Source organism: Labrenzia sp. CP4, assembly GCF_001579905.1.
GTDB classification, from domain to species: Bacteria; Pseudomonadota; Alphaproteobacteria; order Rhizobiales; family Stappiaceae; genus Roseibium; species Roseibium algicola.
In genome coordinates this window covers 4,980,960-5,000,409 of sequence record NZ_CP011927.1, presented here as the reverse complement: position 1 = coordinate 5,000,409, position 19,450 = coordinate 4,980,960, and the positions used below count along the sequence as shown (strand labels likewise).

Here is a 19,450-nt window from a genome sequence, read left to right as displayed (position 1 = left end):
GGGGCATGGCGCTGTTACGGCCGGGAGCAACACCTGACGCCGAACTCCTGATCGAGGCCGGCGGTTATTATCTTCGCCCGCCGATCATGTACGACTTCAAGCCCTGGGCGGAACTTCGCGGCGAAAGCCGGGCGTTCCTGAAGCCCTGGGAACCGCTCTGGCCGTCCGATGATCTCACCCGAACCGGCTTTCGTCGCCGCTTGCGCCGCTATTCGAAGGATCGCAAGGAAGGGCGCAGCCTGTCGTTCCTTCTGTTTCGCGCGCGCAGCAACGAGATCCTCGGCGGACTGACACTCAGTAATATCCGCAGGGGTGTCAGCCAGACTGCGACACTTGGCTACTGGATGGGCGAGCGGCACGCTGGAAAAGGACATATGTCCTCGGCTGTCGCCATGATCTTGCCGTTTTGTTTCGACGTGTTGAACCTTCATCGTATTGAAGCGGCATGTCTGCCAACGAACATGCCGTCCATCCGTCTGCTCGAAAATGCCGGGTTCCACCGGGAAGGCTACGCACGCAACTATCTGTTAATTAACGGGACCTGGCAGGATCATCTTCTGTTTGCCTGTTTGGCGGAAGACCATGCGTCGCGACCTGAAAAGGTGGCACCGAGCGTCGAGGGAATCTTGAAAGAATTCTTGTGACATGCGCCACAACCCGGTACTTCTTCGCCCCATGTCGATTGTGATACCGGATCCGAAAACAAGCGTGATCAGAAACCTTGTCATTGCTCTGACGTTGTTTGCAACGTTGCTTGCCACCCTGCCTGCGCGGGCGCTGGAGCCGATCCCGGTTCCGATCGACGTCGAAGCACTGGACATCACCAATTCCGTCGACCTGCATCGCGAAGCCGGCACCCGGCTGCAGGTGTCGACCGCACCGGGTGCGGATGGCATCGTGCGCCGTATCGAGGTTCCCTCCCGAGATGGTACCAACACCAACTGGGCGGTGTTTGCGCTGGCCAACACCAGCGATGAACAGATCGACCGGCTGATCGTTGCACCAAATTACAAGCTGGTCGGCTCCGACCTGTTCTGGCCTGATCTCGGTTCTTCGCGCATTCTGGCGATCACACCGAGCCAGGGCATCGCTCCCGAACGTCAGAAAAGCCTTGAGGCAGACGTCTTCCTGGTCACGCTCGACCCGGGGTCGATCGTCACCTTCGTCGCGGAAATGACGACGCCGAACCTGCCGGAAATCCGGATCTGGGAACCGGATGTCTACGAGGAAACCGTCAACGCCTACACGCTCTACCGTGGCATCATTCTGGGCATCTCCGGCCTGCTGGCCCTGTTCCTCACCATCTTGTTCGTGGTCAAGGGCACGGTCATGTTCCCCGCCACCGCGGCACTTGCCTGGTCGGTGCTGGCCTATCTGTGCATCGATTTCGGCTTCTGGGGCATGGTGTTCAATCTGGAGGGCGGTGGCAGCCAGCTTGCGCGCGCCTGCGCCGAGGTCATGCTCGCGGCCAGCTTGATCATCTTCCTGTACGCCTATCTGAACCTCAACCGCTGGAACATTCATTATTCCCATCTGGCGCTGACGACGCTGATCCTGATCCTGGGTCTGCTTGGCGTTGCCGTTTGGGATCCTTCGATTGCAGCCGGCATCGCCCGTCTTGCGCTGGCCATCATCGGCTTGCTCGGGTTCGTCACCATCGCGGTGCTGGCCTTCCAGCACTATGACCGCGCCATCCTGCTGATCCCGACCTGGTGCCTGCTGATGGCCTGGCTGGTTGGGGCGGCGATGACCGTAACCGGATATCTGTCCAACGACATCGTCCAGCCCGCGCTCGGCGGTGGTCTGGTTCTCATCGTGCTGCTGATCGGCTTCACGGTGATGCAGCACGCCTTTGCCGGCGGTGCGATTGCGCAGGGGCTTATCTCCGATGTCGAACGCAAGGCACTGGCCCTGACGGGTGCCGGCGATATCATCTGGGACTGGGACATCGACCGTGACCGCATCTACACGGGCAATGAGGTTGAAGATCTGCTCAACCTGAAGCGTGGCACCCTGGAAGGGCCTGCGCGCGACTGGTTGGACATCCTGCATCCCCAGGACCGTGACCGGTTCCGGGCGACGCTCGACGCGGTCATCGATCAGCGTCGCGGCAAGGTAACCCAAACCTTCCGTCTGCGCTCAGAAGACGGTCACTTCCGCTGGTTCCGCCTGCGGGCCCGGCCGATCATCGGATCGGACGGCGAGGTGATCCGCTGCGTGGGCACGCTCCTGGACGTGACCGAGGAACGCACGGCGGAAGAACGCCTTCTGCACGATGCCGTCCACGACAATCTGACCGGCCTGCCGAACCGCGAACTCTTCGTCGACCGCTTGCGCACCAGCGTCATCCGGTCGCGTGCGGAAGAAACCTCCAAGCCGACCTTGCTCGTGCTCAATCTTGATCGTTTCAAACAGGTCAACGACAGCATTGGCCTATCTGCCGGCGACAGCATTCTCTTGACGGTGGCGCGTCGTCTCGGTCGACTGATCGGCCAGCAGGACACGCTGGGACGTCTTTCCGGCGACCAGTACGGCCTTGTTCTCCTGTCCGAACAGGAGCCGGACCGGATTGTTGCGCTGGCGGATTCGCTGCGCAAGGCGGTCCGCGCACCGATCACCTTCGGCGACCGGGAGATCTTTCTGACCTGCTCCGTCGGCATTGCCTTCTTCGAAGGTGGCAAACAGGCGGTCGAGGACATGGTCACCAATGCGGAGATCGCCCTCAATCACGCCAAGCGTCTGGGTGGCGATCGCCAGGAAGTGTTCCGTCCGATCTTGCGCCCGCTCGACAAGAACATCGTCGATCTGGAAGCCGACCTGCGCGAAGCGATCAAGAAGGAAACGCTGGGTGTCTACTTCCAGCCGATCATCCGGTTGGAAGACCAGGCGGTAGCCGGCTTCGAAGTGCTGGCACGCTGGAACCACGCCAAGCGCGGCAAGATTTCACCTTCGGAATTCATTCCCGTCGCAGAGCAGTCCGGTCTGATCAACGAACTGGGCATCTACATGCTCGACAAGGGCGCACAGCAGCTGGCGTTCTGGCAGCGCGAGTTCCCCATGCAGCAGCCTTTGTTCGCTTCGGTGAATCTCTCCTCTCGTCAACTGTTGAAACAGGACCTGATCAACGATGTGAAGGCCGTTCTGTCGAGAACATCGCTGGCACCGGGCACCTTGAAGCTGGAACTGACGGAATCACTCGTCATGTCCAACCCGGAATATTCCGCAAAGGTGCTCGAGCGCCTTCGCGGGCTGGGGGCAGGCCTGTCCCTCGACGACTTCGGCACCGGCCATTCATCGTTGTCCTATCTGCAGCGGTTTCCGTTCGACACGATCAAGATCGACCAGTCCTTCGTCAAACCCAACGGGTCTTCTGCCCGGCCGGTCCTGCTCAGGACAATCGTTGCCATGGGGCATGACCTTGGTATGTCGGTCGTTGCCGAAGGAGCGGAGAGCGAGAACGATGCGCTGGAGCTCTACCAGCTCGGCTGCGAATACGCTCAAGGCTTCTACTTCGGCGAGGCCGTCACGGCAGCGGAAGCCACCAAGATCCTGCGCAAGATGCCGGCGGAAGCCGAAACGGCCTGATATTGGCCGGCACCTATCGTGCCGGCTGATCTTGCGTCAGGGGCTCTGACAGCAGTTTCCCACACCCTTCGTCATGCCATGGGTCGACCATGGCATCCATGCCGTGCGCTATCCAGCCGCAAGGGCTTCGGGGTCGCCGAGGTCACGAATTGGATTGCAGGGGCAAGCCCCGCAATGACAGAGGGAGTTGATGTAGTTGGGGTTGGAAGGCGAGGAGGCGATGCCGCGCCGTTTCCGCGTCAAGGTGCCAGGATGGGCACGGTCTTGTCCGTTTGCCGGATTTCCAGCGGCGTTGCACCGAAGGGATCGCCGTCCACCTGTGCAGCCACGGCACCTGTTGCCAGAATGGAAGCCGTTTTGAACGGGCGCACCAAAGCGCCCTTGGCCTTGTGGATGCGGCCCATCAAGAGCGCGACGCCGTAGCAGAAGGACGACCAGGGGTCGTCCCTTTCCAGAACCAGCATATGCAGGCCGGGATCGGTCGCCCCGCCGGGGCAAATGACAAAGGGGCCGCCATAGTGGCGGGCGTTGCTGGCTACGGCGAGTTTGCCGGTCAGCTCTTCTCCATCCAGGATAACTTTCAGCGACGCGCTCTTGCGTTTGAAACCGGTCCGCAGCGCTGTGATGACATAGGCGAGCTTGCCAAGGCGCCGCTTCAGGGAAAGCGGCACGGCGTGAACGACTTCGGCATCGAACCCGGCAGAGGCCATCAGTACAAAAGGCCTGCCGTTGGCAAGGCCATAGTGCAACTGCCTGGTCTTGCCGCGTCGGATCAGTTCGGCAATTGCCTTTGCATTGCGCGGGAGGCCAAGTTCAAGGGCAAGTACATTGGCGGTGCCGAAGGGAATGATGCCCAGTTGCGGCGGGGCAGGGTGGTTCTGAAATCCGGTCAGGGCCTCGTTGACGGAGCCGTCTCCGCCGGCGACCACCAGCGTCTGCACAGGCAGCGAGGGATCCGCGCAGATGTCGCCGATCTCGCCTGCGCGTCTCGTCAACCGGATCTCGGTCTTGCAGCCGAGATCTTCCAGGCGATTGCGCACGTCATCCAGAAATTCGGCGCTATAGCCACCCGAGGTCGGGTTGGCCACGATCAGAACTTTTCCGGCCATATCCGGAACCATTGTGCGCACTGCTGCTGCGCCGGACCACCAGAAAAGTCTCACTCAAAATCCTCTGCTCATCAGACAGGATTCGTTTTTTCGCCGCTCTTATACGGGGCCATTCCGCCGCGCGCCAGTTCATCTGCACGTTCATTGTCCGGATGGCCGGCATGTCCCTTGACCCAGTGCCAGGTAACGTCATGACGTTCCCTTGCGGCGTCAAGAGCTTGCCAGAGATCCGCATTCTTTACCGGCTTGTTGGCAGCCGTGCGCCAATTCTTGCGCTTCCAGCCGTACATCCATTCCTTGATGCCGCTGCGCACGTAGGTGCTGTCGGTATAAAGGTCGACCGCACAAGGGCGCTTGAGGGCATTCAGCGCCTCAATGGCGGCCATCAGCTCCATACGGTTGTTGGTGGTTTCCGACTCGCCGCCGGAAAGCTCTTTCTCGTGCTCCCCAAACCGCAGGATAACACCCCAGCCGCCCGGGCCAGGATTGCCGGAACAAGCGCCGTCCGTATAGATCGTGACCCGGTTGTTGTTCTCCGTCATCGCTCCAACCCGTAGGCCTGCGTGGAGGAAATGCTCTGGTGGAAGCGGAGTTTCTTCAGATATTCGAGCGGATCTTTCGGCGTAACCAGCGCACCTTCCGGCACGCTTAGCCAGTCATAGAGCCGTGTCAGCAGGAAACGCAGGGCCGCACCCCGGCAAAGGGTCGGCAAGGCATCGTATTCAGCCTCGCTCAACGGTCGCACGGCGGCATAGCCCTTGAGCAGGGCCTTTGCCTTGGTCACGTTGAACGACATGTCCTGCTCGAAGCACCATGCGTTGAGACAGATGGCAATGTCATAGGCAAAGGCATCGTTGCAGGCGAAATAGAAATCGATCAGCCCGGAAAGCTCGTTGCCCAGAAAGAACACGTTGTCGGGAAACAGATCCGCATGGATCACCCCGCCCGGAAGGTCCCTGGGCCAGACCTTTTCCACGTGGTCCAGCTCGCTGGCGATCTCTGCACCGAGACCGGGATGAACCGTATCGCTGCGCTCCCCGCATTGATCGAACAGGGGCCGCCAGCCGCTGACGTCGAGCGCGTTCTTGCGGAACCCGTCGTAATCGGCGCCGTCCAGGTGCAACTCTGCCATGGCCCGGCCCAGCTCGGCGCAATGATCCACTTTGGGCCGCTTGACCCACATGCCGTCCAGAAAGGTGACCAGCGCGGCCGGTCGGCCGGCGAGTGTGCCCAGAAGTTCGCCGTCCCTCGAAGGGACCGGCGTCGGACAGGACAGGCCCTTTGCGGCCAGATGCTGCAGAAGGTTCAGAAAATAAGGCAGATCGTCCGGGTTCACGCGCTTTTCGTACAGCGTCAGGATGTAGGACGCCTTGTCCGTGTGGACCAGGAAGTTGCTGTTCTCGACACCTTCGGCAATGCCCTTGAATGACAACAGACGTCCGACATCGTAGCTGCCGATGAAGTCGTTCAGTTCCTCATCGGTTACTTCGGTATAAACAGCCATGGGGTTATCCGGCAGCGGCCTGGGAGGAGGCGATCATCTCGCGCAGCTCCCGCGGCAGGTTGAAGGAAATCGTTTCTTCGGCAGTACGCACCGTCTCGACGTTGACGTCGAACCGACCGGCAAATGCCGCGATGATTTCCTCTACCAAGGTCTCGGGGGCCGATGCACCTGCTGTCAGACCCAACGACGTGATACCTTCGAAATCGTGCCAGTCGATGTCGCTTGCGCGCTGGATCAGCACTGCAGTCCTGCACCCGGCCCGTTCCGCAACTTCACGCAGGCGTTGCGAGTTGGAGGAGTTCGGGGCGCCGACAACGATCATTGCGTCGACCTTTGGCGCCACGTGCTTGACCGCTTCCTGCCGGTTGGTGGTTGCGTAGCAGATGTCCTCCTTGTGCGGAGCGACAATCTGCGGGAACCGGTCCTGCAGCACAGCCACGATCCCGGCCGTGTCGTCCACGGACAAGGTGGTCTGGGTAATATAGGCGAGGGGGCGGTCGGTCTTCGGCGTGAAGGCGCGCGCGTCGTCTTCAGTCTCGATCAGGCTGACGGTGCCCTCGGGCAATTGGCCCATGGTGCCGATCACTTCAGGATGCCCCGCATGACCGATGAGGAGAATCTCGCGGTCCCGGCGAAAATGGATTTCCGCTTCCTTGTGGACCTTCGAGACCAGAGGACAGGTGGCGTCGAGATAGAACATCTTGCGGCTCTGGGCGTCTTCCGGCACGGATTTCGGTACGCCGTGCGCAGAGAAGATCACCGGTCTGTCGGTGTGCCCGGCCGGTATTTCTTCCAGCTCTTCCACGAACACAGCACCCTTGGCCTTCAGCCCGTCCACCACGAACTTGTTGTGCACGATCTCGTGACGGACGTAGACCGGACTGCCGTATTTTTCCAGGGCGAGTTCCACGATCTGGATCGCGCGATCGACACCGGCGCAAAACCCGCGGGGCGCGCAAAGGTGAATGGCAAGCGGTGTTTTTTCCTGATTGCTCTCGGTCATCATGCTCTTTCGAGGAACGTTTCTGCGCGCAATAAGGGCTCGCAGCCACGCTGTGTCAAGGGATGTGCGGCAAGCTGAACCAATTCAGCCACAATGAGCTGCTTGAAGGTTTGCGTTTGACAAGCCTCGCCAAGCAATTCTTCACCTGCTATGAAGCTCCGCCGACAATTGTTGCATTTTTATGGAATGAAGATGATCAGTGCGATTCCCGCCGTCTCCGGCAAGACCCTGAAGACAATTATGGCCGTGGGCCTTTCCGCCGCGGCTCTTGCGGGGTGTATGAGTGCCGCTGACGGTGTTGCGGGCAAGGTTATTTCCGGTGGCCAGCAGCCGATCGAGATTTCTCCCGAAACCTTCGCCCCGCCGGTTCCCTGTCCTGCGCTGCAGCTTCAGTCCAACACCTTTCTGATCCGCAAGTATGTGCGCGGCAAGGACGATGACCCGCAGGGTCTGCTTTACCAGGCCACCGTCAAGGATTGGGCCAACACCTGCACGCAGCAGCCGGACGGTAGCCGCCGCATGAAGCTGGGCCTGTCCGGCGATGTCACCTCCGGTCCTGCCTGGAAGGGCGGCGAAGTGGTTCTGCCGATGCGCGTCGCCATTGTGCCCGGTGGCAGCGGTGCCAAGCCACTCAGCTCCGAGATCGTGAAAATTCCGGTCACGCTTGGAGCGAACTCGCCAAGCGAAACCTGGACGCTGATCGAAGAGAAATTCACGATCCCGGCAGGTGCGGACGCCAAGGTTGTCTTCGGCTTTGACGAAGGCCGTCGCCGCTAAGGCCCGGCCACGCACGTAGCACATCAGGTTCGACTGAATTTGAGGCCTGGCCGGGAAGATGGAAGCCGGCCGGCCATTGGTCGTGCACACCTTGCAAGACGATGCCTAAAATTGTGCACCGGCAAAATTGCGAGGGCTGCATGTCGCATATTGACAAGACTATGTCTGCCTCGCACAATCCGGCCCCAATCGGGGTCGTCCCCCGGTTGGCGTGGAAACACGTCAATGTTTATGCGGGAGAGGCCGGGTGAAAGGATCCTGGCGCCGAAGGAGCAACCGCCCCGGAAACTCTCAGGCAGAAGGACCGCATGAACTGCAACGCTCTGGAAAGCAGTGCTCCGCAAGTGGGTTTGCGGACTGCTCACCGAAGGAGTAACCGAAAGGCGTCATCGGCGCCGGTCGGGAAATCTCTCAGGTACTCGGACAGAGGGGGTGCAGACGGATCAGGACCCATGCGGGCCGGTTCGGGACTGCGCAACCCCGAATACGAGGACCGTTCATGGCGGAAACCGTTGCAGACGAAGATCTGAAACAAACGCCTCTTCACGACCTTCATGTGGAACTGGGTGCACGCATGGTGCCGTTTGCCGGCTATTCCATGCCCGTGCAGTACAAGGCCGGCATCATGGCCGAGCACCAGCAAACCCGCACGAAGGCCGGCCTTTTTGACGTCTCCCACATGGGCCAGGCCCTGTTGATCGGTCCCGATCACGAAACGACGGCCCGGGCTCTGGAAGCGCTTACCCCATCCAATTTCGTCGAACTTGGCCACGGCCGTCAGCGCTACACGGTGCTGCTCAACGACGAAGGTGGCATCATCGACGATCTGATGGTCACCCGGCCGCTGTCCGAAGCAGAAGACGGCAAGCTGATGCTGGTGGTCAATGCCTCTCGCAAGGATGTCGACTACGCCCATTTCCGCGACAGACTGCCTGAAAACGTGACCCTTGAAGTGATCGACGATCGTGCATTGATCGCGGTTCAGGGACCGGAAGCCGTGGCTGCGGTCGCAGCACATGCGCCAAAGGCAGCCGAACTTGGCTTCATGGCCGCCGCACCGATGGAGTTTGACGGTATCGACTGCCACGTTGCCCGTGCCGGCTATACCGGCGAGGACGGCGTGGAGATGTCCGTGCCTGCCGGTGCTGCTGAAGCGATTGCCCGTGCACTGCTCGCCGACGACAGGGTCGAACCGATTGGGCTCGGGGCCCGCGACAGCCTGCGTCTTGAGGCAGGGCTGTGCCTCTACGGACACGACATTGACGAGATGACGTCTCCCGTCGAAGGCGCCATCACCTTCTGCATGCAGAAGCGCCGCCGAGAAGAAGGCGGCTTTCCGGGCGCCGAACGCATTCAGGGTGAACTCGAAAAGGGACCGGGCCGTGTCCGCGTCGGCCTGCGCCTCGATGGCAAGGCACCTGCGCGGGAAGGAGCCGAGATCGCACTGCCCGACGGGCCGGTGATCGGCACCGTCACATCCGGCGGTTTCGCACCGACCGTGGGTGCCCCGATCGCCATGGGCTATGTCCCGGTGGAGCACTCCGAAACTGGCACGCCACTTGAATTGATCGTCAGAGGCAAGCGCTTGCCCGCTACCGTCGCGGACATGCCGTTTGTTCCGAACCGGTATTACCGCAAACCCAAAGCATAAATCTTTCCAGATAACGGACGCACAATATGACCACCTACTACTCCAAGGACCACGAGTGGATCGCCGTAGATGGCGACAAAGCCACCATCGGCATCACGACTTACGCGCAGGAGCAGCTCGGCGACGTCGTTTACGTTGAACTGCCGGAAGCCGGCAAGGCGCTGTCACAGGGCGATGAAGCCGCCGTCGTGGAATCCGTCAAGGCCGCCAGTGAAGTCTACGCTCCGATCGACGGTGAAGTCGTTGAAGCCAACGATGCGCTGGTGGACGAGCCGGCCAAGGTGAACGAAGATCCCGAAGGCGCTGCATGGTTCATCAAGATGACCGTCGGCAATGCGGATCAGCTGTCCGACCTGATGGACGCGGCAGCCTACAAGGCGTACGTGGAGACGTTGTAATTCATGGCAGGGCACTACTACACGGCACAGGTGGAATGGGCATGCGACGGCGACTATGCCGCAAACGCCTATTCCAGAGGGCACATCTGGCGTTTTGACGGTGGTCTGGAGATCCCGGCAAGCGCCTCGCCCACGGTGGTACCCCTGCCATATTCCATTGAGGCCGCCGTCGATCCGGAAGAGGCTTTCGTCGCCGCTATCTCGTCCTGCCACATGATGTCCTTCCTGGATCTTGCCCGGCGGGCGAATTTCGTTGTCGCCAGTTACAGCGACCGTGCCCAGGGCGAAATGAGCCGGGTGGCGCGGGGCAAGATGGCAATCACGAAAGTGGTGCTGCGGCCGGTTATCACGCTGGTTGCGGCCGAGGACCCGGATCCGACCTGGCTGACCGATCTGCATGAAAAGGCGCATGACGTCTGTTTCATCGCAAACTCCGTGAAGTGCGAGATCGTTGTGGAGCCCGAACCGCTCCGCCTCGTCGCACCGTGACTTTCCGGAACCGGCCGCACGAAGTCGCAGCCGGTTCCCTGTTCTGGATGGTGACCAGTTCTCTTCTCTGTGTGTCTGCACGGCGCCACCGCGCCGAGCAGGAAACGGGGAGCCCGTATCCGGAAGCTTGTCAGTTCTCCGGTTCCGGGCTGATGAAGCGAGAGCGTGGTTTTCGCCGGTCCGATTTTTGATCAAACCCTTGGGAGCTGCCTGATGCGCTACCTGCCTTTGAACGATACCGACCGCAGCGACATGCTCGCGCGGGTCGGCGTCAAATCCGTCGATGAACTCTTTGCGGATATCCCTGAAGACGTTCGCATGAAGGGTCTGCTCGACCTTCCCAAACGAGCCAGCGAAATGGAAGTGGAGCGCAAGCTCTCGGCCATGGCATCGAAGAACACTGCGGCCGGCTCCGTTCCGTTCTTCGTCGGCGCAGGTGCCTACAAGCACCATGTGCCGGCAACAGTCGACCACCTGATCCAGCGGTCGGAGTTCCTGACCTCCTATACGCCCTATCAGCCGGAAATCACGCAAGGTACGCTTCAGTACCTGTTCGAGTTCCAGACCCAGGTAGCGCGCCTTACCGCAATGGATGTCGCCAACGCGTCCATGTATGACGGCTCCACCGGCACCGGTGAAGCCGTGCTGATGGCGCACCGGGTGACCAAGCGCAACAAGGCCGTGCTTTCCGGCGGGCTGCATCCGCAGTACCGGGAAGTCGTCGAAGGCCTGTCCAACATGGCCGGCGATCGGGTCGTCAGCCTCCCGGCAGACCCGACGGGCACCGAAGACATCCTGTCACAGATCGATGACGAGACGTCTTGCGTTGTCGTCCAGTCGCCGTCGTTCTACGGCCAGCTGATCGACCTGAAGCCGATTGCCGAAAAGGCGCACCAGCACAAGGCGCTGCTGATCGCGGTCTTCACCGAAGTGGTGTCGCTCGGCCTGATCGAACCGCCGGGAACACAAGGCGCCGACATCGTGGTCGGTGAAGGCCAGTCCATCGGCAACGGCCTCAACTTCGGTGGTCCTTACGTCGGTCTCTTCGCCACCCGCCAGCAATATGTCCGCCAGATGCCGGGCCGGCTCTGCGGTGAGACGGTGGATGCGGAAGGCAAGCGCGGTTTCGTGCTGACGCTGTCGACCCGCGAGCAGCATATCCGCCGCGACAAGGCAACGTCCAACATCTGCACCAACTCCGGTCTCTGCTGCCTTGCCTTCACCATTCACATGTCGCTGCTGGGGCAGGCCGGGTTGACCAAACTCGCCCGCATCAACCACGGCAACGCGGTGAAGCTGAAGAAGCTTCTTGCCGACGTGCCCGGTGTCGAGGTTCTGAACTCGGCCTATTTCAACGAGTTCACGATTGCGCTGCCGAAGGTGGCCGAGGATGTGGTCGAGCAACTGGCCGAACGGGGCGTTCTCGCGGGCCTGCCGGTTTCTCGACTGGAGCCGGGCAACAAGGATCTCGCGAACCTGTTGGTCGTCGCGTCGACCGAAGTCAATACGGATGAAGACCGCGCGGCCTTTGCGGACGCGCTGAAGGAGGTGCTGGCATGAGCATGAACACGCAAGGCCGCCCGACCGCAGCAGGTGATGCCGGGGATGCTTTCCACCCGAAGACCTTCACCGGCAACCGTGGTCTCGATATGGAAGAGCCGCTGATTTTCGAATTCGGCTCGCTGGAGACAACCGGTGTCGATCTCGACGAGGACGAAAGCGCCGAGTTCGAGCTTGGCAGCTTCAAGCGCAAGGCCGAGATCGGTCTGCCGGGCCTCGCCGAACCGGAAGCCATGCGCCACTATGTGCGCCTGTCGCGGAACAACTATGCCATCGACAGCGGTCTCTATCCGCTCGGCTCGTGCACCATGAAGCACAATCCGCGCCTCAACGAGAAGATGGCCCGCCTGCCGGGCTTCGCGGACATCCATCCGCTTCAGCCGGTCTCCTCGGTGCCCGGCGCACTGGAACTGATCGATGCGCTTGCCCACTGGCTGATGGTGTCCACCAACACCTCCGCTGTCGCGATGAGCCCGAAAGCCGGTGCCCATGGCGAATTGTGCGGCATGATGGCGATCAAGGCAGCCCACACCGCTGCCGGCCGTGATCCGAAGATCGTTCTGGTGCCGGAAAGCGCCCATGGCACCAACCCGGCAACGGCAGCACTCTTGGGTTACAAGGTCGTCAACATCGATGCCAAGGACGACGGTACCGTCGATCTGGAGGCACTGAAGAAGACCATTGCCGAACACGAAGGCAACATCGCCGGCATCATGCTGACCAACCCGAACACCTGTGGGCTGTTCGAGCGGGAAGTGAAGCAGATCGCCGATCTGATTCACAAGGCGGATGCCTATTTCTACTGCGATGGCGCCAACTTCAACGCCATCGTCGGCAAGGCCCGCCCGGGAGATCTTGGCGTCGACGCCATGCATATCAACCTGCACAAGACCTTCTCGACGCCTCACGGCGGCGGTGGCCCAGGTTCCGGTCCGGTCGTCCTGTCCCAGAGACTGGCTCCTTTCGCGCCGCTGCCGTTCATCCGCAAGACGGAAAAAGGTGTAGAACTGGTCGAAACCGAAGCTGCCACCAAGGACGGCGAACAGCCATTCGGCCGCATGACCGCGTTCCACGGCCAGATGGGCATGTACGTGCGGGCTCTGTCCTACATGATGAGCCACGGCTCCGACGGTCTGCGGCAGGCGTCTGAAGATGCGGTGCTCAATGCGAACTATATTCGCGTCGGCCTGCAGGACCTGATGAGCCTGCCCTTTGGCGAGCGTCCGTGCATGCACGAAGTGCTGTTCGACGACAGCTTCCTGAAGGACACCGGCGTGACCACGCTCGACTTCGCCAAGGCGATGATCGACGAGGGCTACCATCCGATGACCATGTACTTCCCGCTGGTTGTCCATGGCGCGATGCTGATCGAGCCAACGGAATCGGAAAGTCGGGCTGCGCTCGACCTTTTCGTCGCCACCATGCGCGATCTCGTGATGAGCGCAAAGCGCGGCGAAACGGAACGCTTCTCCGGAGCACCGTACCTTGCCCCGCGACGCCGTCTGGACGAAACGGGTGCAGCTCGCAAGCCGGTCCTGAAATGGACCGAACCGGTTCCGGCCGCAGTGACCCCGGCTGCTGCCGAGTAGCACGTGGACAAATTTTCAAGGATGAAAACCCCGGCTTCGGCCGGGGTTTTTTGTTTCCATGTCCGTCAGTTTGTCTACTCGGACATTCGCTGCGCTCCTTCCGGGCAGAAGGAGTCTGCCATCTTCATCGTGTTCTCTCTCACACTTCTAAGGTCCCTGATTCAAACAGCGCTGGGTATCTGATCGGACCAAGTTCAAAAACAACGGCGAAAATCTTATTGACAATATAAATGTCAAAATGACATATAAATTGTCAAATGAGGTGCCCATGAAGAAGTCCGTCGAGCTTTACGAAATCATCCGCCTGATACGCCCCGTGCACCGCCGGCTTGCGCGGGCGGTGGAGGCCAAGCTGGAGGGAACCGGCGTGACCGTCGGTATGCGAGCGGTCATGGAAGTGCTGGAGGAGGCCGGGCCGATGGCGGTACCCGAGATCGGCCGGGCGCTGTTTCTTGCCCGCCAGCAGATCCAGCTCGTGATGAACGCTCTGGAAGAGCAGGGACTGGTCGAGCGCCGGGCCAATCCGGCGCACAAGCGATCACCACTGTTTGCCTTGAACGAAGCGGGGCACGACCGGTTCGGCGAAATCCGGGCACGGGAGACTGACGAAATCGAGACAGTCTGCGAGCTCTTCTCGGACGACGATCTGCGTTCCACGCAGCGGGTGCTCTGCACCATGCTTGATCACTTTGCCGCGTTCGAGGACGACCCGGATCGGCCCAAGGCACTGGAATAATTTCACGAACAGGAGTGGTCACATGACCGGTATCTGGATTGCGGCCGGGCTCTGTGCCGCAAGCGTTGTCGTCTATATCGTTTATTGCCTGCGGCGGCTGGGAACGCCGACAAAGGGCGCAAGCATCGACAGGTCAATGCGGCCGGGCACGGCTCTGGTGGTGATCGACGTGCAGGAGGACTTCACCAGGAACACCGGCAAACACGCTTTTGACCCAGGTCAGAGAGACGCCGTGCTTGCCGAAATAGAACGCCAGGTGGAAGCGCATCGGATGGCAGGCCACCAGGTCGCTTTCGTCAAGAATGTCTTCCGCGACTGGCCGGTGATCGCGGCCATGAAGATGTCGGCGGGCGGTATCGGTACACCGGGGCGAGACGGTTTGAAGCTCGACCGAACACTTGCTGTCGGCAATGCTCCGGTCTTTGAGAAATCGATCGGTGACAGTTTCTCCAGTCCGCAATTTGAAGCCTGGCTTGAGGAAAAGCGGATCGGGCGGCTGGTCCTGGTTGGTCTTGATGCCTGTCACTGCGTTCAGCTGACCGCAAAGGGTGCGTTGAACCGGGGGTATGACGTCGAAATCAGGGATCCGGCGACACTAACCACGACGCCGGACAGATGGACGGACCTCAAAGGCGAGTTGGGCAAACTCGGCGCAGCATTCGCCTGAAACGGGCGCAGTCGGCGCCATGTCCGGCTGCGCTTGAAGGCCTCAGTGTGCGACCAGGAGTGATTGCTCCCGGCTGCGCAAGTCGAGAAGTTGGGAGATCCAGCTATTTCGGTTTTGCAGAAAGGCGGTCAATAGCGCTGGATAGTCCGCAGTAACTGCTTCTTGAACCGTTGTACGGGCCGCAAGCTTGCTACGCCACGCAAGAACCCGGTCGAGGTCGTCAAACATTTCAAGCGTCAAAAACGTCTCAAAGACATCGAAATAGCGGAACACCGGGGCGAAAGCCGCATCGACGAGCGAAAAGGCACTACCGGCGAAGAAGGGACCGTCCGGATCAAGTTCGCCTTCCAGATGACGGAACTTTGCACGAAGTGCTTCACCCGCAGCATAAAACCCGGTGTCGTCCCTGGCGTTGTAGAGCGCGCCGATGCCGTTCAGGATCTGCGAAGCGAATTCGATATAGGCCCGGTGCCGCGCGCGTTCGGCAGGGTCCTCCGGGTGCAGCCGGCTCCCTTCTGTCTCGTCCAGGAATTCGACGATCGGGGCGGATTCGAAGAGATAGCGATCACCGCCCAGTTTCAGCAGCGGCACCTTGCCGAGTGGTGAGGCCGCGCGGAACCAGTCCGGTTTGTCGGCAAGGTCGATGGTTACCCGGTCAAACGGAACATTCTTTTCATGAAGGACGATCGCCGCGCGCTGCACGTAAGGGCAAAGCGCATGGCTGATCAGGGTAAGTGTGTCGGGCATCTGGAAACTCCTTTTCATGCATCTGCATCAAGATGGATGCATATGCATGAAAAATCAAGATTGATGCAATTGCATAAATTTTCTATTTCTTGGCTATGAGCAATTCCGCCGAAACCGTCCCCCAGGCCATCGACGCCTGGGCCCGTCTGCAGCGTGCAAGCGGCAACGTGCTGGCACGGGTCGAGGCACGCCTGAAGGCGGCCGGATTCCCACCTCTTGGCTGGTACGATGTGCTGCTGGAATTAAGCCGGGCAGAGGACAAAACTTTGCGACCGGTCGAAATCGAAAAGCGGATGCTGCTGGCCCAGTACAATGTTTCGCGCCTGCTCGACCGGCTGGCCGCTGCGGGCTACATCGAAAAGCTGAAGAGCCCGGAAGACGGCAGAGGTGTCTCGGTGCGTCTGACCCAGGAAGGGGAGACGCTCTTGAAGGCCATGTGGCCGTGTTACCGGGCAGCGGTGGAAACCGAATTCACAAGGCATCTGGAGCCGGGGGACACCGAAGCGCTCTGGAAGGTGCTGGGCAAACTGGTGCAGTGACGTCTGTTCCCGGGGAGTGAACACACTGTTTCCGCATGACAGGCCAAAACATGCGTATAAGGTCGGCAAACCTTCTCTCTGACCGGACCTGAAACCCATGACCAACACCACCAATCTGGATGAACGGACCGGACTTCCGCAGGAGTGGCTGTTCCTTCTGAAAGAACATCCGCGCGAAGACTGGCCGGGTCACCAGAACCTCGGCCCACTGACCGAATTCTGGCTCGCACGGCATAACGGCTTCCGTCAGCTCGGTGCTGACCTGGATACGATCCTGACCGACTTCCGCGAACAACGGCTCCCGGTAAACCGTTTCGGCAACCTCTTTGCCCCGCGTCTGCAACAGTTTCTCAGTGAGCTGCATCACCACCACATGATCGAGGATGAGCACTATTTCCCTGTATTCATGGAAGCCGAAAAGCGCCTGGTGGATGGCTTCGAGCTGCTGGAAGGCGACCACGAACTGATCCACCATCGCATTGAGGCGGTGATCAAGAGCGCCAACAAGTTGTTCGGACAATTGCAGACGAAAGACCGCGATGCCATCCGCCGCGCGGCCGACAGTTTCGCCGGTGTCAGCGACACCCTGATCTCCGGCCTGATGCGCCATCTGGATGACGAGGAAGACCTGATCGTTCCGGTTATCCTGGATCGCGGCGAACGGAAACTCGGGTTGTCGTAACGCGGCCAGACGTGCGCAAGCGCACGCCTGTCGCACAGGGTCAGGTGGGATTTCCTGACCGCGCGCAGCCTTGAGGCATTCCGGTTACACTTGCCGGGGGCTGGGACGTCACGAACACAACAGGCTTGACTCTTTTCCCGCCCTAACGCATTTAAGCTGGCATGACCAAGATGAGCGCATCCTTCGTGTATTTTTATTACGTCACCGACATACCGGCGGCTGCGTAGGATCTTGTTCACCCCATAGACACCTCAAAAGCCGCCGCGTCAGGCGGCTTTTTGGTTTCTAGAGACCCGAGCTTCCTGGCGGGGGAACCAGGAAGCGAAAAATGACCAGACATATGATCGAAGCCGGCAAACCGGCGACAAAACTCAAATCGGAAGCACTTGCCGTGCTTCTGGAACGTGGTCTTGTGCACCAATGCACGGATATCGAGGCGCTCGACCAGACGCTGTCACAAGGGCCGATCACCGCATACGCCGGGTTCGATGCCACGGCGGCAAGTCTTCATGTCGGCCATCTGATGCCGTTGATGACCATGCGCTGGCTGCAGAAGCTCGGCCATCGTCCCATCGTTGTGCTTGGCGGTGGCACAAGTCAGATCGGCGATCCGAGTTTCCGCAAGGATGCCCGGCCGATGCTGGAAGAACGCCAGATCGCAGCCAACATCGCGAGCATACGACGATCTGTTGAGCGTCTCGTGGATATGAACGGCGAAGATGGGGCTTTGCTGGTCGACAATGCGGAATGGCTCAATGAATTCCGCTTCCTGGAATTCCTCCGCGACTATGGCTCCCAGTTCACCGTCAACCGCATGATGACCTTCGACAGCGTCAAGTCGCGCCTCGATGCTCAGATGCCGCTGACGGTTCTGGAGTTCTGCTACATGATGCTGCAGGCCGTTGATTTTCTGGAGTTGGCAAAGCGTCATGACTGTGCGCTACAGGTCGGTGGATCCGATCAATGGGGCAACATCGTCAATGGTGTGGAACTCGGCCGCCGTGATGGCCGCAAGTTGCACGGCCTCACTGTTCCTCTGCTGACCACCGCCAGCGGTGCGAAGATGGGCAAGACGGCTGCGGGTGCCGTGTGGTTGCATCCCGAACACCTGTCGCCCTTCGGCTTCTGGCAGTTCTGGCGCAACACCGCCGATGCCGATGTCGCCAAGTGCTTGCGCCTTTTTACCGAGCTGCCGATGAGCGAAATCGAACGACTTGCGGCGCTGGAAGGGGCGGAGCTGAACGAAGCCAAGAAGATCCTGGCAACCCAGGTGACGGCAATCGTTCATGGGCCGGAAGAAGCGCGCGGCGCCTTGCAGCAAGGCGATGCCCTGTTTTCAGGCGAAGGCGAGATCCTGGAACCGACGCACAGTCTGCCGCTGAAAATTCTGGCAGACGGTCTCGGTCTTCTGGAGCTTGTGGTTGCGGTTGGCTTCGCAGCATCCAACGGCGAAGCACGGCGGCTCGTGGAAGGTGGAGGCGTTCGCCTCAACAACCAGATCGTCGACGACGCGCGCCGCCGCATTGCCACCGGCGATCTTCAGGCCAACGACCGTTTGTCGATTTCTGTCGGCAAACGCCGCAAGGCCCTGGTCGGCTTCGAGTAAGGCCGGTCAGACGGCTTGTGCATCATCGATCAGATCGGCCGGCTCCAGCCGGCCGTTGTAGCCGAAGACCTTCCCGATCAGTGGGAAGGTCACCTCTACAGTGAAACTGTACCTTCCATCGACAACACGCTCGCGCCCGACCGCTCTCGGAGCAAGGTGCAGCGGCAGCGGAAGCGGTCCAAGTGAAACCTCTGCCGGGGTAATGTCGATGCCCTTGTCACTTGCCGTTACCCGCATCTTGAACAGGAAAGGTCCAAGGCGCTCGAGCATGCAGGGATACGCTTCGCCAGTACCGGCCATCATGTCGGTCTGGAACGGCTGCCCGTCAAACCGCCGGGTCCAGCGCTCTCCACCCACGATAGGTTCAAAGCTGGTCTCGGCCGGAACACCCATCCGTGCTTCCGGCAACTTCGCCAGCCGGCAAATCAGCTTTGCGCCCCACGAGCTTCCCCGGGTGACATCCGCGGTGCCCCGCGCCACCCGCGCGAAGCTGTGCATCCGCCGGATTTCTGCCGGTACCTTGTCGAACTCGGGGCCGAGGATGGTTTGATAAAGCGTGCGGGGCATGTGAGATCTGCTTTGATGTCGAAGTGTCTTCTCAGACAGACCATTCTCGCGTTGATTGGACAACAGCAAAAACTCTTTGCACTTGTTTGGTGACCTCCAGAGGAGCACCATTCAGCCTTCCCATCATCCCTCTCCACTTCCTCCGTCATGCCATGGCCTGGCCATGGCATCCATGCCGTTCCCCATCCGCCAATTGAGGCTTCTGGCTGAGGCGCGGTCACGGCATGGATTGCAGGGTTGA

The 19,450-nt window shown here is 60.4% G+C and carries 19 protein-coding genes and 1 riboswitch; of the genes, 13 read left to right on the top strand and 6 right to left on the bottom strand.

Features of this window, described 5'->3' with window-relative positions; all coding sequences use genetic code 11:
* Positions 1 to 5 precede the first annotated feature (5 nt).
* Both ACP90_RS22905 and ACP90_RS22900 read left to right on the top strand, forming a co-directional pair.
* Positions 6 to 644: a GNAT family protein gene (locus ACP90_RS22905; protein ID WP_023002011.1), complete on the top strand. Its 639-nt coding sequence runs from the start codon at positions 6 to 8 to the stop codon at positions 642 to 644.
* 31 nt (positions 645 to 675) lie between these two features.
* The gene (locus ACP90_RS22900) at positions 676 to 3,585 is read left to right on the top strand and encodes an EAL domain-containing protein (protein WP_023002010.1); all 2,910 of its coding nucleotides are present in this window, start codon (positions 676 to 678) and stop codon (positions 3,583 to 3,585) included.
* A 239-nt stretch (positions 3,586 to 3,824) separates the two neighbouring features.
* On the opposite strand, the gene ACP90_RS22895 is transcribed toward ACP90_RS22900, so the two are convergent.
* Genes ACP90_RS22895 through ispH form a run of 4 tightly spaced genes read right to left on the bottom strand, consistent with a single transcriptional unit; the run spans position 3,825 to position 7,204 of the window.
* The gene (locus tag ACP90_RS22895) at positions 3,825 to 4,748 is read right to left on the bottom strand and encodes a diacylglycerol kinase family protein (protein WP_208984429.1); all 924 of its coding nucleotides are present in this window, start codon (positions 4,746 to 4,748) and stop codon (positions 3,825 to 3,827) included.
* Positions 4,749 to 4,765: 17 nt separating this feature from the next.
* The gene (gene rnhA / locus ACP90_RS22890; RefSeq protein WP_055657829.1) at positions 4,766 to 5,236 is read right to left on the bottom strand and encodes a ribonuclease HI; all 471 of its coding nucleotides are present in this window, start codon (positions 5,234 to 5,236) and stop codon (positions 4,766 to 4,768) included.
* Entirely contained in the window at positions 5,233 to 6,198 is a 966-nt protein-coding gene (gene thrB / locus ACP90_RS22885) for a homoserine kinase (protein WP_062490248.1), read from the bottom strand. Before thrB ends, rnhA begins: the two co-directional genes overlap by 4 nt.
* 4 nt (positions 6,199 to 6,202) lie before the next feature.
* Entirely contained in the window at positions 6,203 to 7,204 is a 1,002-nt protein-coding gene (gene ispH / locus ACP90_RS22880) for a 4-hydroxy-3-methylbut-2-enyl diphosphate reductase (RefSeq protein WP_062490247.1), read from the bottom strand.
* Positions 7,205 to 7,393: 189 nt separating this feature from the next.
* Between ispH and ACP90_RS22875 the strand changes: the two genes are divergently transcribed.
* The 8 genes from ACP90_RS22875 to ACP90_RS22840 all read left to right on the top strand — a co-directional run bounded on the left by ACP90_RS22875 (position 7,394) and on the right by ACP90_RS22840 (position 15,068).
* Entirely contained in the window at positions 7,394 to 7,978 is a 585-nt protein-coding gene (locus ACP90_RS22875; protein ID WP_031269728.1) for a hypothetical protein, read from the top strand.
* A 224-nt stretch (positions 7,979 to 8,202) separates the two neighbouring features.
* Positions 8,203 to 8,295, top strand: a riboswitch (glycine riboswitch).
* Between the two features lie 182 nt (positions 8,296 to 8,477).
* Complete coding sequence (gene gcvT, locus ACP90_RS22870; RefSeq protein WP_023002004.1) at positions 8,478 to 9,629, top strand: glycine cleavage system aminomethyltransferase GcvT; 1,152 nt, start codon at positions 8,478 to 8,480, stop codon at positions 9,627 to 9,629.
* 26 nt (positions 9,630 to 9,655) lie between these two features.
* Positions 9,656 to 10,027 (top strand): glycine cleavage system protein GcvH, encoded by a 372-nt coding sequence (gene gcvH / locus ACP90_RS22865; protein WP_023002003.1) that lies wholly within the window; start codon positions 9,656 to 9,658, stop codon positions 10,025 to 10,027.
* A 3-nt stretch (positions 10,028 to 10,030) separates the two neighbouring features.
* On the top strand, positions 10,031 to 10,516 hold the full coding sequence (locus ACP90_RS22860; protein ID WP_023002002.1) for an OsmC family protein: 486 nt from the start codon (positions 10,031 to 10,033) through the stop codon (positions 10,514 to 10,516).
* Between the two features lie 213 nt (positions 10,517 to 10,729).
* Positions 10,730 to 12,076: an aminomethyl-transferring glycine dehydrogenase subunit GcvPA gene (gene gcvPA, locus ACP90_RS22855; RefSeq protein WP_062490245.1), complete on the top strand. Its 1,347-nt coding sequence runs from the start codon at positions 10,730 to 10,732 to the stop codon at positions 12,074 to 12,076.
* A complete protein-coding gene (gene gcvPB / locus ACP90_RS22850; protein WP_062490244.1) occupies positions 12,073 to 13,665 on the top strand; it encodes an aminomethyl-transferring glycine dehydrogenase subunit GcvPB in 1,593 nt (530 codons plus the stop codon). The genes gcvPA and gcvPB overlap by 4 nt, the downstream gene beginning before the upstream one ends.
* A 268-nt stretch (positions 13,666 to 13,933) precedes the next feature.
* Entirely contained in the window at positions 13,934 to 14,401 is a 468-nt protein-coding gene (locus ACP90_RS22845; RefSeq protein WP_023001998.1) for a MarR family winged helix-turn-helix transcriptional regulator, read from the top strand.
* A gap of 22 nt (positions 14,402 to 14,423) precedes the next feature.
* Positions 14,424 to 15,068, top strand: coding sequence for a cysteine hydrolase (locus tag ACP90_RS22840; protein WP_062490243.1), 645 nt, complete (start codon positions 14,424 to 14,426; stop codon positions 15,066 to 15,068).
* Between the two features lie 42 nt (positions 15,069 to 15,110).
* Here the strand turns inward: ACP90_RS22840 and ACP90_RS22835 are convergent, their stop codons facing one another.
* Positions 15,111 to 15,815 (bottom strand): glutathione S-transferase family protein, encoded by a 705-nt coding sequence (locus tag ACP90_RS22835; protein WP_062490242.1) that lies wholly within the window; start codon positions 15,813 to 15,815, stop codon positions 15,111 to 15,113.
* A gap of 95 nt (positions 15,816 to 15,910) precedes the next feature.
* Here ACP90_RS22835 and ACP90_RS22830 point away from each other — a divergent pair, with 95 nt between their 5' ends.
* The 3 genes from ACP90_RS22830 to tyrS all read left to right on the top strand — a co-directional run bounded on the left by ACP90_RS22830 (position 15,911) and on the right by tyrS (position 18,642).
* Positions 15,911 to 16,354: a MarR family winged helix-turn-helix transcriptional regulator gene (locus ACP90_RS22830; protein ID WP_062490240.1), complete on the top strand. Its 444-nt coding sequence runs from the start codon at positions 15,911 to 15,913 to the stop codon at positions 16,352 to 16,354.
* Between the two features lie 97 nt (positions 16,355 to 16,451).
* Positions 16,452 to 17,036: a hemerythrin domain-containing protein gene (locus ACP90_RS22825; protein ID WP_062490238.1), complete on the top strand. Its 585-nt coding sequence runs from the start codon at positions 16,452 to 16,454 to the stop codon at positions 17,034 to 17,036.
* A 328-nt stretch (positions 17,037 to 17,364) separates the two neighbouring features.
* Entirely contained in the window at positions 17,365 to 18,642 is a 1,278-nt protein-coding gene (gene tyrS, locus ACP90_RS22820) for a tyrosine--tRNA ligase (protein ID WP_023001993.1), read from the top strand.
* A 6-nt stretch (positions 18,643 to 18,648) separates the two neighbouring features.
* On the opposite strand, the gene ACP90_RS22815 is transcribed toward tyrS, so the two are convergent.
* Positions 18,649 to 19,209, bottom strand: a complete 561-nt coding sequence (locus ACP90_RS22815) for a DUF4166 domain-containing protein (RefSeq protein ID WP_062490236.1) — start codon at positions 19,207 to 19,209, stop codon at positions 18,649 to 18,651.
* Positions 19,210 to 19,450 lie beyond the last annotated feature (241 nt).

Excerpts from the sequence above, each read along its gene's own strand:
- ACP90_RS22875 (WP_031269728.1), top strand. The coding sequence starts at position 7,394 with ATGATCAGTGCGATTCCCGCCGTCTCCGGCAAGACCCTGAAGACAATT.
- ACP90_RS22830 (WP_062490240.1), top strand. The coding sequence starts at position 15,911 with ATGAGCAATTCCGCCGAAACCGTCCCCCAGGCCATCGACGCCTGGGCC.
- ispH (WP_062490247.1), bottom strand. The coding sequence starts at position 7,204 with ATGATGACCGAGAGCAATCAGGAAAAAACACCGCTTGCCATTCACCTT.
- gcvPA (WP_062490245.1), top strand. The coding sequence starts at position 10,730 with ATGCGCTACCTGCCTTTGAACGATACCGACCGCAGCGACATGCTCGCG.
- tyrS (WP_023001993.1), top strand. The coding sequence starts at position 17,365 with ATGACCAGACATATGATCGAAGCCGGCAAACCGGCGACAAAACTCAAA.
- ACP90_RS22905 (WP_023002011.1), top strand. The coding sequence starts at position 6 with ATGGCGCTGTTACGGCCGGGAGCAACACCTGACGCCGAACTCCTGATC.
- ACP90_RS22900 (WP_023002010.1), top strand. The coding sequence starts at position 676 with ATGTCGATTGTGATACCGGATCCGAAAACAAGCGTGATCAGAAACCTT.
- gcvT (WP_023002004.1), top strand. The coding sequence starts at position 8,478 with ATGGCGGAAACCGTTGCAGACGAAGATCTGAAACAAACGCCTCTTCAC.
- gcvH (WP_023002003.1), top strand. The coding sequence starts at position 9,656 with ATGACCACCTACTACTCCAAGGACCACGAGTGGATCGCCGTAGATGGC.
- ACP90_RS22840 (WP_062490243.1), top strand. The coding sequence starts at position 14,424 with ATGACCGGTATCTGGATTGCGGCCGGGCTCTGTGCCGCAAGCGTTGTC.
- gcvPB (WP_062490244.1), top strand. The coding sequence starts at position 12,073 with ATGAGCATGAACACGCAAGGCCGCCCGACCGCAGCAGGTGATGCCGGG.
- ACP90_RS22845 (WP_023001998.1), top strand. The coding sequence starts at position 13,934 with ATGAAGAAGTCCGTCGAGCTTTACGAAATCATCCGCCTGATACGCCCC.
- ACP90_RS22825 (WP_062490238.1), top strand. The coding sequence starts at position 16,452 with ATGACCAACACCACCAATCTGGATGAACGGACCGGACTTCCGCAGGAG.
- rnhA (WP_055657829.1), bottom strand. The coding sequence starts at position 5,236 with ATGACGGAGAACAACAACCGGGTCACGATCTATACGGACGGCGCTTGT.
- ACP90_RS22835 (WP_062490242.1), bottom strand. The coding sequence starts at position 15,815 with ATGCCCGACACACTTACCCTGATCAGCCATGCGCTTTGCCCTTACGTG.
- ACP90_RS22815 (WP_062490236.1), bottom strand. The coding sequence starts at position 19,209 with ATGCCCCGCACGCTTTATCAAACCATCCTCGGCCCCGAGTTCGACAAG.
- thrB (WP_062490248.1), bottom strand. The coding sequence starts at position 6,198 with ATGGCTGTTTATACCGAAGTAACCGATGAGGAACTGAACGACTTCATC.
- ACP90_RS22860 (WP_023002002.1), top strand. The coding sequence starts at position 10,031 with ATGGCAGGGCACTACTACACGGCACAGGTGGAATGGGCATGCGACGGC.